Source organism: Pseudarthrobacter sp. YAF2 (genome assembly GCF_052113345.1).
Lineage (GTDB): Bacteria > Actinomycetota > Actinomycetes > Actinomycetales > Micrococcaceae > Arthrobacter.
The window spans coordinates 251,553-265,617 of the sequence record NZ_JBFRDA010000003.1; the positions used below are offsets into that span (position 1 = coordinate 251,553).

A 14,065-nucleotide genomic window follows, 5' to 3' on the forward strand; every position below is an offset into this window, starting at 1 on the left:
TTGCCTCGGATTCGAGGGGTCACCCACATCGATTCGGTTGATAGTCATCACCGACGAGCATTCGAAATATTTCGAAAACTTGCGGTCGGTTGTGTAAATGTACCTATGAGAAGCGTCACAGTCAAGGCTCTACGCGGGCTTCTTTTCACTGAAATATTCAATGTTTATTGACTCGCCGCGAAAATAAGAGCAGGATTGCTGTGTTCGAAATGTTTCGAAAGACGGGAAGTTTCCTTGGTTAGGACTGAGCACACGCGGAAGGCGACACTGGCAGCCGTTGCCTTGCAGGCAGGGGTCTCAACTCCCACGGTTTCCAAGGTGGTCAACGGCCGCGAGGATGTAGCTCCGGAGACCCGGGCCCGTATCCTCCGGGCGCTCGAGCAGGCGGGGTACCAGTCGCCGGTGCAGCGGCGCACCGCCACGAGGACCGGCACGGTGATTGAAGTTGTGGTGGATGTCCTCACGGCCGCCTATACCTCCGAGGTCCTGGAGGGCGTACTGAATTTTGCGGCCGCCGAGGATGTCGAGGTCATGGTGAGTGTTACCGGCCCGGTGGCACCTGCTGCGCAAAGCGCGGAGCGGCGGGCCCAGCGGATGGTGGACGAGGGCCGGGCGGGAATGATCGTGGTGACCTCCGCCTTCAGCGAGGCGCAACTGCATGCCTTCCGCCGGCGCCACATTCCTGTCGTCGTCATCGATCCGCTCAATCCGCCGCCGGCGGACGTGATCAGCATCGGTGCCACTAACTGGGCCGGCGGCAAGGCCGCCACCGAACATCTCCTGGAACTGGGCCACCGGCGCATTGCCTACATCGGTGGAATCGAGCGGGCCGAGTGCAACCAGGCCCGGCTGCACGGCTACATGGCGGCCTTGACGGCCCGCGGCGTACCCGTGGATCCCCAATACATCGTCTCCGGCGGCAGGTTCCGCCGGGACAGCGGAGTCGCCGGACTCAAGGCATTGCTTCGCCTCGAGAACCGCCCCACGGCCATCTTCGCCGGAAGTGACAGCATCGCGCTGGGGGTCCTCGGTGAAGCTGCACACCACGGCCTCCGGGTTCCGGGGGACATCAGCCTCATTGGATTCGACGGCACCATCCAGGGTGAGGAGTCCGTGCCGGCCCTGACGTCCGTGGCCCAGCCTCTGGAGGAGATGGGACGGGCTGCCCTGAGGTCGCTCCTGCGGCAATCGCGCGGGGAGGTCCTGGACTCGCACCGCGTGGAGTTGGCCACCCAGGTGATCGTCCGCGAATCCACCGCACCTCCCGCGGACTGAAGCGCCGGCCCCGCCCAAGTCCGGCACCTACCTTCGCGACGGCGTCTCCGAGCTCCTGCCGCGCACCCTGAGCTGGGGCCTCATGCTGGGCGCCCCCCGCACGCGCGAACTCGTGGAACTGCGCAGCGGGCTGGTCGCACATGCAGACCGCATCGCGGCGCCTGCTGGCAGGATATGACGCCTCCCGGTAGGACTCAGGCCTAGCGGGCTGCCGCCTTCTTCAGTTCCTGCAGGATTTCCAGTTGGACCCGGTTCATGGAGATCAGCAGCTCGATCTCCTTCTTGGCCTCGGTGTTCGTGTCGTAGTCGTGTTGGGCCATGGCCGCGGCAATGGCGTCCTGCCGCTTGGCGGCGATGAGCAGAATGGCACCCTGAAGTCCGGCCAGCATCGAGAGCAGGAGGTTCAGGAGGATATAGGGGTACGGGTCCCAAGCGTTCGCGGCCAGTGCCACGGTATTGATGGCGGCCCAGATGAGCATGAAGCCGATGAAGCTTGCGACGAACGGCCAGCTTCCCATGCCGTTGCGCATGATGTCAGCGGCACGCTGACCCTTGCTCAGGGAGGCCTTGTGTTTCTCGTGCCAGGTTTTCTGTTGGTGGTTCATGGCTCAGGGTAAACCGTGTCCGGCCGGTTGTAGGTACGCATGGTCCTCGCCCGTCCGCAGCGGTCCCACCGATCCGCGCCGCACCAGGGTGGCCGTGAACTGGGCCGGGGCGGCGGGGGGCAGGCCCTCCATCTGGCGGATGAGCGCCTTGGCCGCTGCAACGCCCATGTTGTAGACGGGTTGGGCAATGACGGTAAGGGGTGGGGTGGTGAGCCTGGTCCACGCGAAGTCGTCATACATGAGGAACGAAACGTCCGCGGGAATGGACAGGCCCAGTTCCTGGATCGCCTCGACGACGCTGAGGGCGATCAGGCCGTCCGATGCGACCACGGCTGTGGCCCGGTTGGGGTCCCGCAGCACTTCGCGGGTGATACTGCGGATGGAGTCTTCGTCGCCCGCATTCAACCTGACCAGGTCTTCCGGAAAAGGCAGCCCGGACTCCAGGAAGGCCTGCCGCATGCCCGCAAGACGGTCGGCGATCTGCGATGACTCAAGGGCCATCCCCGGGGTGTAGGGCGAGTCAGTCGTCAATGTGGAGATGAAGGCGATGCGGCGGTGCCCGGCCTCGAGCAAATGCTGCGTGGCCTCAAGGGAGATCCGTGCCATGTCCACCGCCATGGTCTCCACCTGCAGGTCACCGGCGGTACGGTCGATAAAAACCAGGGGACGGCCGGACCTGTGTACTTCCTGCAGATGCCCGGTATCCACGGAGGACGCCGGTGCCACAATCAGCCCGTCCACGCGCTTGTCCAGCAAGACCCGGACCGCGTCCACCTCGGCCGCGCGGTCCTCGTCCGTGTTGACCAGGATGACGTTATAGCCGGCCTTCTTGGCAGTGTCCGTGATGCCCCGGGTGGCAAGACCGAAGTGCGGGTTTTCGATGTCACCCACCACCACGCCGATGGTGTGCGATTTCCCCGTGTTCATACTGCGGGCGAGCTCGTTGGGGCGGTAGGAGAGTGCCTCCGCGGCGGCGAGGACGCGCTCGCGCACATCATCGCTGACCGCACCGTAGTTTCCCAGTGCCCGCGCCGCCTGGGCTTTGGATACCTGCGCGGCTTTTGCGACGTCGGCAACGGTTACGTCCCGCCGCCGTGCTCCTTCACCGTTCATCTTCACCTTTCGAGGGGGTGTTGACGCCCCTTGTGACTTCGGCTACATTTCTATCCATCGATGTGAGTCCGGTCTCAATCCTAGGGTGTGAGACCGGACTCAACAAGACCATCGGCGACTTTCTTCGGCGGCCCTGACAGCACCGCCTCCCCACCAACGATTGGACAACGCTGTGAAGAAGATGAAATTCCGCCCGGCCGGCATTGCCGCGGCAGCACTTGCGGGGGTCCTTGCCCTCTCCGGCTGCGGCTCCACCTCGGCCGCCTCCACCACAGAAAACAACCCCTACGGCCTGATCCAGCCCGGCACCATCCGCGTAGCCAGCCTCGGTGATTCCAAGCCGTATACATTTGCCGACGCCTCTGGAAACTTCACGGGTTTCGACGTGGAACTCTTCAAGGACGTGGCGCACCGGGCCGGTGTGGACAACGTGGTCTTCACCGGTCAGGACTTCTCCGGCCTCCTGGCCGCAGTGGCCAACGGACAGTTCGACGCCGGCGTTGCCGCCATCGGCATTACGGACAAGCGCAAGGAAACGGTCGACTTCTCCGACGGCTACCTGGCCGGCTACCTGACCGTCATCACCACCAAGACCTCCGGAATCACCGGCGTCGAGGGCCTGGGCGGCAAGCGCCTGGGCGTGGTCCAGGGAACGCTGCAGGAAGCGTACGCGGTGAAGAACTTCACCACAGCCAACCTGGTCCGCTTCCCGGACAACAACACCGCCATCGCCGCGCTGAACAGCGGAAGCGTTGACGCCCACTTCCTCGACTACGAGGCCGCCAAAGCCTACGAGGAACAGCACGGACTGGTCAGCGCCGCGGACATCCCCTCCTTCGACGCACCAGCAGGCTTCGCAGTGGCCAAGGGCAAGACCGCGTTCAAGGAGGCCCTGAACAAGGGCCTGGCGGCAGCCATGGAGGACGGGACCTGGAAGAAGCTCTACCAGAAGTGGTTCCCCGGCTCGCCGATGCCTGAGCAGTACCTGCCCAAGGCCGAGCAGACCGCCTCGCCGGCGCCGAGCAAGTAGCACAGGCAATCAGCCGGCCGGCAAACACCTCTTTTGGCCGCCTGACCGGACGGGCCGCAGCACGCGGTCCGTCCGGAACCTCCACCCAACCTACGTCTGAGAGCAACCATGGACTGGCTCAACACCATCATCCGAACCTTCTTCGACTTCGGCGCAATGGCCGAGGTCCTGCCCCAACTCCTGGCGGTCGGCCTGCTCAACACGCTGATCATCTCCATCGCCGCCACCGTCCTGGGCACGGTCCTGGGCATGGTGGTGGCCGTCATGGGCATCTCACCGTCCACATGGCTGCGGGTGCCGGCCCGGATCTACACGGACCTTTTCCGCGGCCTGCCCGCCATCCTCACCATCCTGCTGATCGGCCAGGGTTTTGCCCGCCTCAGCCAATCGGTTTTCGGCCCGTCGCCCTACCCGCTGGGCATCATCGCCCTGAGCCTGATTGCCAGCGCCTACATCGGCGAGATTTTCCGCGCCGGGATCCTCAGCGTGGACAAAGGCCAGGGTGAAGCCTGCCGTGCCCTGGGCATGAGCTACGCCAAGTCCATGGCCCTGGTGGTGGTGCCCCAAGGCGTCCGCCGGGTGCTTCCGGCCTTGGTGAACCAGTTCATCGCCATCGTGAAGGACTCCTCCCTCGTGTACTTCCTGGGGCTGCTCGTGTCCGAACGCGAACTCTTCCGCGTGGGCCAGGATGCCGCCGTCCTGTCCGGCAACCTCTCGCCGCTGGTGGCAGCCGGCCTTTTCTACCTGGTGATCACCGTTCCGCTGACCCACCTGGTGAACCACTTCGACAACAAGTTCCGCACCGGCCGCCGCCGTGCGGCACCGCCCACCAGCGGGCTGAAGGAAGTCAAGGAACTCGACGCGGCCTCGCCGCTCACCACCGGGAGCAACACATGAACCTGCCCACCCCCACCACCAGCAACACTGCCCGCAGGGACAGGCACACCAGCCCTGATCCCCAGGCCTTCCACGGCTCCAGCCTGGAACTGCGCAACCTGACCATGGCCTACGGTGACATCGAAGTGCTGCGCAACGTCAGCCTCTCGGTCGCCCCGGCCACCACCACCTGCATCATCGGCCCCTCGGGCTCCGGAAAATCCACCCTGCTGCGCGGCGTCAACCGGCTGCATGAACCCAAGAGCGGTGATGTGCTCCTGGCCGGCGAAAGCACCCTCGGCGCCAACCCCGACACCCTCCGGACGCGCATCGGCATGGTGTTCCAGCACTTCAACCTCTTCCCGGACCACACCGCCGAAGAGAACGTGGCCCTTGCCCTCTGGAGCGTCAAAGGGATGCCCAAAGCGCGAGCCATGGAAACTGCGCGCCGCCGCCTGGCCGAGGTAGGCCTGGCCGAACGCGCCGACCACCGCCCCAGGGACCTTTCCGGCGGCCAGCAGCAACGCGTCGCCATCGCCAGGGCCCTCGCCATGGAACCGGAAGTAATGCTCTTCGACGAGGCCACCAGCGCCCTGGACCCCGAACTGGTCAAAGGCGTCCTGAACCTGATGGCAGGCCTGGGCCGGCGCGGCATGACCATGCTGGTGGTCACCCACGAAATGGGCTTCGCCCGCAAGGTGGCGGACCAGGTGGTCTTCATGGACGAAGGCGAAGTTGTCGAAGCCGGGACGCCCGCGCAACTCTTCGACAACCCCCGCAGCGAACGCCTCCAGCGCTTCCTCTCGGAGGTGCTCTGATGGCTGTGGTTGCAGCGGCACCCATCCGGACCGCCGTCGTCGGCTTTGGCATCTCCGGCAAGGTGTTCCATGCGCCGCTGATCGCCGCCAGCCCGGCCTTCTCCCTCGACGTAATAGTCACATCCCAGCCCGAGCGGGCCGCAGACGCCTCACGCCTCTACCCGCAGGCACGGATCATCCGGACGCCGGAGGAACTGTTCGACTGCGCTGCGGACCTGGACCTGGTTGTGCTGGGCACCCCACCGCACACCCACTTCGACTTGGCCGCGACAGCCATCGCGCACGGCCTGCACGTGGTGGTGGACAAGCCCTTTGTTCCTACGTCGGCGTTGGGTGAGGAGCTGATCAGCAGGGCGGCCGACGGCGGGGTGCGGCTGACGGTGTTCCAGAACCGCAGGTGGGATGCGGACTTCCTCACCTTGAAGAAGGTGCTGGAGTCCGGAGCTCTGGGCGAGGTCACCACGTTCGAATCGCGGTTTGAATGGTGGCGGCCGGAGGGTTTTGGGAACTGGCGGGACACCGTGTCCCTTTCCGAGGGCGGCGGCATCCTGCACGACCTCGGCGCGCACCTGATTGACCAGGCGGTCCAGCTCTTCGGGCCGGTGGAGCGTACCTACGGCGAAACCGCCAACCGTGGACCACACCAGGACGCAGCCGATACCGAAGCCTTTGTGTCCATGCTGCACACCTCGGGTGTCCGCTCGCGGCTCTGGATGAACGGCATGGCGGCGCAGCCCGGACCGCGCTTCCACGTCCTTGGTTCCCGGTCCGCCTACACCAAATGGGGCCTCGACGGCCAGGAACCTGCCCTCGCGGCGGGCCTGCCGCCGTCGGACCCCGGCTACGGAGTGGAACCCCAGGGAAGTTGGGGGCTCCTTGGGGTGGATGGGAGCCCTGAGGCGGTTCCCGCAGAGCGCGGCGCCTACCCGCAGTTCTACGTGCAGCTGGCCGGTGCCCTGCGTGGACAGGGGCCCCTGCCGGTGGATCCGGCCGGACCGCTGGACGTGCTGAAAGTCATCGAGGGCATCCACGCCATGGCCTGACCCGGCCGCATCCTTCCTTTTCCGGGCGCGCCGCCGCGTCCTTCAACATCATTCAGAAAGGGACACCAATGTCCTCTGCAACATCCACCAAAAGAGTCGCCATCATCGGCGGCGGAATCCTGGGCGTCTCCACCGCAGTGCACCTTCTTCGCGACGGTGCCTCCGTCATCCTGCTGACCGAACGCGGCCTGGCCAGCGAAGCCAGCGGCCGGTCGCTGTCCTGGCTTAACTCCGCCGGTGAACGGTCCACCCCGTACCACCAGTTGCGCTTGGCCGGCGTGGACCGCTACCGCACCCTCTTTGCCGCCGATCCGGCACGGGAATGGCTGCAGTTCGGTGGCGGCCTGATGTGGAACGCCCAAGGGCAGCGGGAAACCACCGAGGAGCGGCACGCCTATGAAAAGTCCATCGGATACGACTCGAAGCTCATGGCCCCGGAAGGCATCGCTGCCGTCACCGCCGGGATTGACTCCGGCGCTGTACCGGAGAACGCAATCTTCAACCCGGGCGAGGGCTGGGTCAGCCTCCCGGACCTGATCGACTTCCTCATGGAAGAATTCCACGCCCGCGGCGGTGAACTGGTCCTTAATGCCGGCAAGGCGTCAGTCATGGTGGAGGGCGGCCGCGCCACGGGTGTGGAGACCTCCGCAGGCGGAACCTACGCCGCCGACGCGGTCCTGGTGGCCTGCGGTGCAGCGACGCCCGCCGTCGTCGAACCCCTGGGGGTGCAGATCCCCAATGGGTCCCCGGTGTCCATGCTGGTGGTGACCAAGCAGGTACAGCACGACGTTGCCGCAGTCATGAACACGCCGCGCGCAGCCCTCCGGCCCAACCCGGGCGGCACCTTCGCCCTGGACCATGACTGGTACGAAGAGCACATCACCGAGCATGCGGACGGCTCGTTCAGCATCCCGGACGAGGTGGTGCAGGAACTCGCCGACGAGGCCTCGAAGCTGATTGAAGGAAACCCGGAACTCAAGCCCGCCTCCTGGAAGATGGGCTATAAGCCCATTCCCGGCGACGGCGAACCCGTCCTGGGCGAGTTGGGCCAGGTTCCCGGATGCTTCGTGGCGTTCACCCACTCCGGCGCCACGCTGGGACTCATCGCCGGCGAGCTTCTGGCCGGCGAGATCCTGACCGGAAAAAAGCACCCCATGCTTGCAACTTTCCGGCCCGGGCGCTTCTCCTGAACCCCATGGTGAGCAGGCGGGGCCGCGCAGGTCCCGCCAGTTCATCAGCATGGGGCGGGGATGGTCAGGCGCCCAAATGCCCCGTGAGGCGGCGGTGGAAGCCGGTGCTGCGCTCGTCCAGGCCTTCGATCGCCACCGTGGCGCCATGGTCCGCGTACTTCGTCTCGATCGAGTCCAGGGCGGCCACCGTTGAGGCATCCCAGATCTGGGCCCGGCTGAGGTTGATGGTCACGGCGGCGGGGTCGTCGGCGTAGGCGAAGTGCTCCACGAGGTCATTGCTGCTGCCGAAGAAGAGCGGGCCCACCACCTCGTAGCGGACGCTCCCGCCGTCGTCGGCCAAGGTCCGCTCAACACTGATGACGTGGGCCACGCGGCGCGCGAACAGCACCATCGCGAGGACGACGCCGACCAGCACGCCGTATGCGAGGTTGCCCGTGAGGACCACGACGGCGACGGTGACAGCCATGACGAGCGTCTCCGGTACCGGCATCCGCTTCAGGGTGGACGGTTTGACGCTGTGCCAGTCGACGGTGGTGACGGCGACCACCATCATCACGGCCGCCAGGGCCACCATGGGGATCTGTCCCATGATCGAGCTGAGCCCCGTCACCAGGGCCAGGAGGAAGAGCCCGGCCACGACCGTCGAGATGCGGGTGCGGGCCTGGCCGGTCTTTACATTGAGGACGGTCTGGCCGATCATGGCGCAGCCGGCGATGCCGCCGTAGAGGCCGGCGAAGATGTTCGAGACGCCCAGGGCCCAGGACTCGCGGCCCTTGTGCGAGGGGGTGTCGGTGATGTCGTCGACGAGCTTGGCCGTCAGCAGGGTTTCCATGAGGCCGACGAACGCCACGCTCAGTGAGGTGGGCAGCACCAGTTGGAAAGTCTCCAGGTTCAGTGGAAACAGGAATGGTGTGATCCCGGGCATCTTGCCGGTGAGCGGGCCCTCGTCCGCGACGTTCGGAACGGCGAGGCCGGCGATGATGGCGATGGCGGTGACGACGACGATCGCCACCAGCGGCGACGGAACCGCCTTGGTGAAGCGCGGCAGGATGAAGATGACCGCCAGTGTCAGGGCGAACAGGGCGTAGGCGAGCCACGGGACGTTGAGGACGTGGGGCACCTGCGCCATGAAGATCAACACGCCCAGGGCGTTCACGAACCCGATCATCACCGAACGCGGGATGAACCGCATCAGGCGGGCCAGGCCGGCCAAGCCAAAGACGATCTGGATCACACCGGCGAGGAGTACCGCGGGCAGGACATACTCGACGCCGCGCTCGTGGACGAGCGGTGCGATCACGAGGGCGACGGAGCCCGCCGCCGCCGTCACCACGCCTGGCCGGCCGCCAAGGACCGACATGGTCAGGGCCAGCACGATGGAGGCCACAAGGCTGACCATCGGATCGACGCCCGCGACGATCGAGAACGAAATGACTTCCGGGACCAGGGCCAGGGTGGTGACCATGCCGGCAAGGACCTCGCGGGAAAGCTGCCGCGGGGAGCGCAGGGCGGTAAGGACAGTTACCGGTTGCCGAAGAAGGCGGGGGTTGTCGGCGACGGACAAGGGGCGGCTCCAAGGACGTGGGCCCTCAAGGAAGGGCGGGTGGGCAACGTTTCTGCGCGCCACGGTGCGCACGGGTCCAGCCCGGTCATGGAAGACAGCTGGGGTGGAGGAGAATAGGCCGAACTCGGCTGCGTGTCCAAGGCTACCCTAGCTCTGCTGCCAAACTGTGGCTTCGGGCCCGGCAGGACGCCCCGGGGCAGCAGTAAGCATGGCTGATAAAATGGCCGGGTTGCAGGGCGGTTTTGGAGCTGGTGCTGCCAGGGCCGTAACAAGGTAGGGGACCACACACATCATGACGGCAGGCGGGTCACACCTCAGGACTTCGGACAGCCGGCCGGGCGAACCGGCCGACGCCTCCGCGCCTGCCAAGGGCCGCGCCTACCTGGCAACCATCGAAGGTTTCATTGGCGCCCTCATGATGTTCGTCGGCTCCATCGGCACTGGCTGGATCGCCAACGGCTCGCCCATGATCCGCCAGCCCGTGGTGATCGCACTCCGTACCGAGGGCTGGGGCGTGGCGGTCTCCACCGTGCTGTTGACGGCCGGAGCCATGCTGCTGATGCGCTCCTGGCTGCGGCTGGGCCAGCGGCTGGGGGATTGGGGCCAATCGTCGCTGCGGTCCGTGGTGGCAGCCATCTCCGCCTGGTCCTTGCCCTTGCTGTTCTGCGTCCCGGTCTTTTCACGCGACGTCTACGCCTACACGGGCCAGGGCCGGCTGGTGATGGAAGGCCAGAACCCCTACGAGGTGGGCATCTCCACCCTCAACAACTGGTTCGCCCTTGGCGCCGACCCGGCCTGGGCGGAAAACCGGACACCCTACGGCCCTTACTTCCTGTGGCTGGCACGCGGGGTGGTGGGCCTGACCGGCGCCCAGCCGGACGCGTCGGTCCTGCTCTTCCGGTTGCTGGCCGGCGTCGGCGTGCTGCTCTGCGTCGTCTTCGTGCCCAAGCTCGCCGAACTGCACGGCATCAACGGGGCGCGCGCACTCTGGGTTTCCGTGGCCAACCCGTTGTTCCTGATCAGTTTCATCGCCAGCGCCCACAATGACGCCCTCATGGTGGGGCTCGCCGTCGCCGGCGTGTACCTGGCCGCAACGCGCCGCTACCTCCTGGGCATCCTCCTGGTCACCGCCTCCATCGGCATCAAGCCCATCACGGTGCTGCTGCTGCCGTTCATTGGCCTGATGTGGGCCGGCCCGGGCGCCACCTGGCCGCGCAGGTTCCTCATGTGGGCTGCGACGGCGGCCATCAGCTTTGGCGTCCTGGCGCTCAGCGGCATCCCGTTCAACCTGGGCATCGGCTGGACCTGGGCCATCATGGATCCCACCCCGGGCTACACGGGCTATTCGCCGTCGGGGTTCCTGGGCCAGCAGGTCGAGATGCTGGCCAACGCGCTGGGCCTGCCGGGCGGGACGCTGGCCACCTTCCTGCGGACCGGCATGAAGTGGGCCGCCATCGGGCTGGTGCTGCTGCTGATGTTCCGCGGCGACTACTCGCGGGCGGTACGCCGGATGGCCCTGGCGTTCACCGCCGTCGTCATGCTCTCACCCATCATCCAGCCCTGGTACATCCTGTGGTTCCTGCCGTTCCTGGCCGTCACCGGCATCCGGGACGACTGGCAGATCAGGTCGCTCTATGTGGGCGTGACGTTCTTCGTGGTGTTCGGCGCCCAGGACCAGCTCTCGGTCTGGTCCTTCGTGGAGCTGCCCATCGACGCCTCATCCATGGCGTTCTTCACCGCCCTGGCCTTCACGTTCTACCTGCTGGTCCTGGATGTCCACACCCGGAAACTGCTGATCGAAGGCAAACCGCTGGATGTGGCGCGGCGCGCCTGGAAGTGGGCGGTGGACCGCCGGGCTGCGCGCCGGGCCGAAGCCCGTGCCGCCGTCGACCGCTCCGAAGCCCCCTAGGCTCCTGCCGGTACCTGCGCGGTGGTCTTCCGGCCCAGCTCCGCGGTGCGCTTCACCGACCACCACAGCAGCACCACCAAGAGCACGTTGCGGGTGGTGAGGATGGCCGCCATGACCGGGTGGGCGTGGATGAGCGGCGTGTAGAACAGCGGGTAGATCACGAACGTGGTCATAGCGATGCCCATTAGCAGGGCGGCTGGGACCTTCCAGCGCTCCCAGTCGTGCGTGAGACCGGCGATGATCACGGGAGCCAGCCAGATGATGAACTGCGGGGAGCCCACCTTGTTGAAGACGATGAACGCGGTGACCATCATCAGGGCGCCTTCAAGGAACAGCTCCTCCCGCTCGGCGCCTCGCCGCAGGGCACGCACCAGCAGGATGGCAGCGCCAAGGGCGGCAAGGATGAGCAGCGGCTGCATGAGGAACGCCGCCACGCTGGCCCCAGGGCCGTAGACCTCGGTGGAGTTGATGGCCGTGTTGTCCGCCATTTTGGAGCCCGCGATGTGGAAGACGCTCAGCCAGACCCAGGGGGTGGAGAACGTGGCCTCGAGCTGCATGCCGCGCTCGCCCTGGTTGGTGAGGAAATCCATGATGTGCGGCAGGCCGCCGGTCAGCCAGGTCCCCAGGCAGACGACGGCGGTCACGGCGGCGCCGGCGAGCACCACCTGGACCCGCTTGTGGCTGGCGATCACGATGGGCACGAGCACTGCCGCGGGCCACACCTTGATCCAGGTGGCGATGCTGAGCAGGACGCCTGCTACGACGGGCCGCTCCGCCACGTAGAGCAGCGCGATCAGCACGATCGGGGCGGTAATCCCCTCCACCCGGGCAAAGCTGAGGTAACCCATGAAGACCGTGAAGAACAGCCACCACCAGGCCGGAGCAACACCGGTCACGGTCCGTGGTCCGCGGGTGAGGTAGAGCAGGCCGACGGCGTTCAGCGCCGTGATGATCAGGAACCAGACCAGGAGGTAGGGGCCGGGGCCGGCGATGTTGGCCAGGAAAATGGGGATCTGTGCCAGGACCGGGTAGACCCAGGGGCTGATCTTGCCGGTCAGGTCCGCCGGGTTGTAGCCCTCCACGGCCCACTGCCGGTATTGCTCGGTGTCGCTGAACGTATTGCCGTTCAGGAAGAAGGATGCCATCCAGCCCAGGAAATACACGTGCACGACGACGAACCCCCACCAGACGCTGGACGGCCGGGCGAACCAGTCCACCACCGTGGCCGGGAGGACTTTGCTGCGGACCGTCACCAGGCGGTCAAAGAACCTCGTGGAAATCTCAGGTCTCCTTGAGCGCGGGGGCGGGTGCTGCGGTCTTCTTGCCCAGCGAGTACAGGCGGCGGACGCTCCACAGGAACAGGACCACCAGCAGGACGTTTCGGATGGTCAGCACCAGCGCCATCCAGGGGTTGTTGTGGCTGAGGGCGTCGTAGAACAGCGGGTAGATGAAGTAGGTGGCCACGGCGATGGCGATCAGCATCAGGGCAGGGACGCGCCATTCGCGCCAGCTGTGCGCCAGCCCGACCGCGACGGCAGGGCCAAGCCACACCATGAACTGGGGGGAACCCACCTTGTTGAAGACCACGAAGGCGGCGGCCAGGGCGAGGGCGCCGGCGAGAAGCAGTTCGGTGCGGTCAACGCCGCCTGCCACCTTGTGCTGCTTGCCGTTATGGAGCGCCCAGAAGGCCAGGCCTGCCACCAGCAGGGCGGCCAGGACCAGGAGCGGCTGCATCAGCACGGACATGGTGGCGGTGCCGGGGCCGTCCACCTGCATGGAGTTGATGTCCGTGTTCATGTACATCCGGGAACCGCCAATGTTCAGGACGGACAGCCAGAGCCAGGGGGTGGTGAAGGTGGCCTCGAGCTGCATGCCGCGGTCGCCCTGCTGGGTGAGGAAGTTCAGGAGCTTGGGGACGCTGCCCAGGGCTGCCGCCAGCGCCACGACGCCCGCCGTCGCGGCGATTCCCGCCAGCACCACCAGCAGGCGGTTCTTCACGACGGCAAAGAGGGCAAGCATGATTGCTGCCGGCCACACCTTGACCCAGGTGCCGACCGCCAGCAGGATCGAGGCGACGAACGGGCGCTGGACGCCGTACGCCAGGGCCACCAGGACCAGCGGAGCGGTGAGGCCGTCAACGCGGGCGAATCCCAGCCAGCCCATCAGGAACGTGAATGCCAGCCACCACCAGCCAGCCGGGATGGCATTGGTGTTGCGGCCCCGCCCGGTGAGTTTAAGCAGGGCCCAGCCGTTGAGGAGGGTGGTCATGAGGACCCAGAGGAAGAAGAACGGGCCAGGTCCTGCCACCCCGGCGATGGCCATGGGAATCAAGGCCAGGATGGGGTAGACCCAGGGGCTGGGGCCGCCGGAGAGGTTCGCGTCGTTGAAGCCGGCCATGGCCCACTCGCGGTAGATGAAGGTGTCGCTGAAGGCCTCGCCGCGCAGGGACAGGGAGGCGCCGAACACCAGGAAGACCAGGTGCACCACGATGAAGCCGCCCAGCAGCCCGCGCCCGCTGTTCAGCGCCGCCCGCACCCTGGCGGGAAGGATGACATCGCGGATCCGGGTGAGGTTGCCGAAGAGAGCGTCGGTGGAAATGGCGGATTCCTTGTCAGGTCGTTGCACAGTCAGCGGCGGCGCAA

The 14,065-nt window shown here is 66.3% G+C and carries 12 protein-coding genes; 7 read left to right on the forward strand and 5 right to left on the reverse strand.

The window, feature by feature from the left end:
• Window positions 1-234: 234 nt before the first annotated feature.
• Complete coding sequence (locus AB4Y79_RS05055) at window positions 235-1,275, forward strand: LacI family DNA-binding transcriptional regulator (RefSeq protein WP_441859336.1); 1,041 nt, start codon at window positions 235-237, stop codon at window positions 1,273-1,275.
• 200 nt (window positions 1,276-1,475) lie between these two features.
• On the opposite strand, the gene AB4Y79_RS05060 is transcribed toward AB4Y79_RS05055, so the two are convergent.
• Window positions 1,476-1,880, reverse strand: coding sequence for a DUF1003 domain-containing protein (locus AB4Y79_RS05060; protein WP_441859339.1), 405 nt, complete (start codon window positions 1,878-1,880; stop codon window positions 1,476-1,478).
• Window positions 1,881-1,883: 3 nt separating this feature from the next.
• A complete protein-coding gene (locus AB4Y79_RS05065; RefSeq protein WP_441859342.1) occupies window positions 1,884-2,993 on the reverse strand; it encodes a LacI family DNA-binding transcriptional regulator in 1,110 nt (369 codons plus the stop codon).
• Window positions 2,994-3,174: 181 nt separating this feature from the next.
• Here AB4Y79_RS05065 and AB4Y79_RS05070 point away from each other — a divergent pair, with 181 nt between their 5' ends.
• From AB4Y79_RS05070 to AB4Y79_RS05090, 5 genes are all read left to right on the forward strand, one after another.
• The gene (locus AB4Y79_RS05070; protein WP_441859514.1) at window positions 3,175-4,023 is read left to right on the forward strand and encodes an ABC transporter substrate-binding protein; all 849 of its coding nucleotides are present in this window, start codon (window positions 3,175-3,177) and stop codon (window positions 4,021-4,023) included.
• Window positions 4,024-4,131: 108 nt separating this feature from the next.
• Window positions 4,132-4,920, forward strand: a complete 789-nt coding sequence (locus AB4Y79_RS05075; RefSeq protein ID WP_441859345.1) for an amino acid ABC transporter permease — start codon at window positions 4,132-4,134, stop codon at window positions 4,918-4,920.
• Window positions 4,917-5,717, forward strand: coding sequence for an amino acid ABC transporter ATP-binding protein (locus AB4Y79_RS05080; RefSeq protein ID WP_441859347.1), 801 nt, complete (start codon window positions 4,917-4,919; stop codon window positions 5,715-5,717). Before AB4Y79_RS05075 ends, AB4Y79_RS05080 begins: the two co-directional genes overlap by 4 nt.
• Entirely contained in the window at window positions 5,717-6,760 is a 1,044-nt protein-coding gene (locus AB4Y79_RS05085; protein ID WP_441859349.1) for a Gfo/Idh/MocA family protein, read from the forward strand. The genes AB4Y79_RS05080 and AB4Y79_RS05085 overlap by 1 nt, the downstream gene beginning before the upstream one ends.
• A 68-nt stretch (window positions 6,761-6,828) precedes the next feature.
• Window positions 6,829-7,950, forward strand: coding sequence for an NAD(P)/FAD-dependent oxidoreductase (locus AB4Y79_RS05090; RefSeq protein WP_441859352.1), 1,122 nt, complete (start codon window positions 6,829-6,831; stop codon window positions 7,948-7,950).
• Window positions 7,951-8,014: 64 nt separating this feature from the next.
• Here AB4Y79_RS05090 and AB4Y79_RS05095 read toward each other — a convergent pair whose 3' ends face one another.
• On the reverse strand, window positions 8,015-9,514 hold the full coding sequence (locus AB4Y79_RS05095) for a SulP family inorganic anion transporter (RefSeq protein ID WP_441859355.1): 1,500 nt from the start codon (window positions 9,512-9,514) through the stop codon (window positions 8,015-8,017).
• A 292-nt stretch (window positions 9,515-9,806) separates the two neighbouring features.
• Here AB4Y79_RS05095 and mptB point away from each other — a divergent pair, with 292 nt between their 5' ends.
• Window positions 9,807-11,423 (forward strand): polyprenol phosphomannose-dependent alpha 1,6 mannosyltransferase MptB, encoded by a 1,617-nt coding sequence (mptB, locus tag AB4Y79_RS05100; RefSeq protein WP_441859357.1) that lies wholly within the window; start codon window positions 9,807-9,809, stop codon window positions 11,421-11,423.
• Here mptB and AB4Y79_RS05105 read toward each other — a convergent pair.
• Together AB4Y79_RS05105 and AB4Y79_RS05110 are read right to left on the reverse strand one after the other, a co-directional pair.
• Window positions 11,420-12,676, reverse strand: a complete 1,257-nt coding sequence (locus AB4Y79_RS05105; RefSeq protein WP_441859360.1) for a glycosyltransferase 87 family protein — start codon at window positions 12,674-12,676, stop codon at window positions 11,420-11,422. The two genes, mptB and AB4Y79_RS05105, sit on opposite strands and share 4 nt — an antisense overlap.
• Before the next feature lie 28 nt (window positions 12,677-12,704).
• Entirely contained in the window at window positions 12,705-14,048 is a 1,344-nt protein-coding gene (locus AB4Y79_RS05110) for a glycosyltransferase family 87 protein (RefSeq protein WP_441859363.1), read from the reverse strand.
• Window positions 14,049-14,065 lie beyond the last annotated feature (17 nt).

What these genes read in the sequence shown, in the direction of transcription:
- mptB (WP_441859357.1), top strand. Translation starts at nt 9,807, where the DNA reads ATGACGGCAGGCGGGTCACACCTCAGGACTTCGGACAGCCGGCCGGGC.
- AB4Y79_RS05065 (WP_441859342.1), bottom strand. Translation starts at nt 2,993, where the DNA reads ATGAACGGTGAAGGAGCACGGCGGCGGGACGTAACCGTTGCCGACGTC.
- AB4Y79_RS05085 (WP_441859349.1), top strand. Translation starts at nt 5,717, where the DNA reads ATGGCTGTGGTTGCAGCGGCACCCATCCGGACCGCCGTCGTCGGCTTT.
- AB4Y79_RS05070 (WP_441859514.1), top strand. Translation starts at nt 3,175, where the DNA reads ATGAAATTCCGCCCGGCCGGCATTGCCGCGGCAGCACTTGCGGGGGTC.
- AB4Y79_RS05075 (WP_441859345.1), top strand. Translation starts at nt 4,132, where the DNA reads ATGGACTGGCTCAACACCATCATCCGAACCTTCTTCGACTTCGGCGCA.
- AB4Y79_RS05090 (WP_441859352.1), top strand. Translation starts at nt 6,829, where the DNA reads ATGTCCTCTGCAACATCCACCAAAAGAGTCGCCATCATCGGCGGCGGA.
- AB4Y79_RS05060 (WP_441859339.1), bottom strand. Translation starts at nt 1,880, where the DNA reads ATGAACCACCAACAGAAAACCTGGCACGAGAAACACAAGGCCTCCCTG.
- AB4Y79_RS05080 (WP_441859347.1), top strand. Translation starts at nt 4,917, where the DNA reads ATGAACCTGCCCACCCCCACCACCAGCAACACTGCCCGCAGGGACAGG.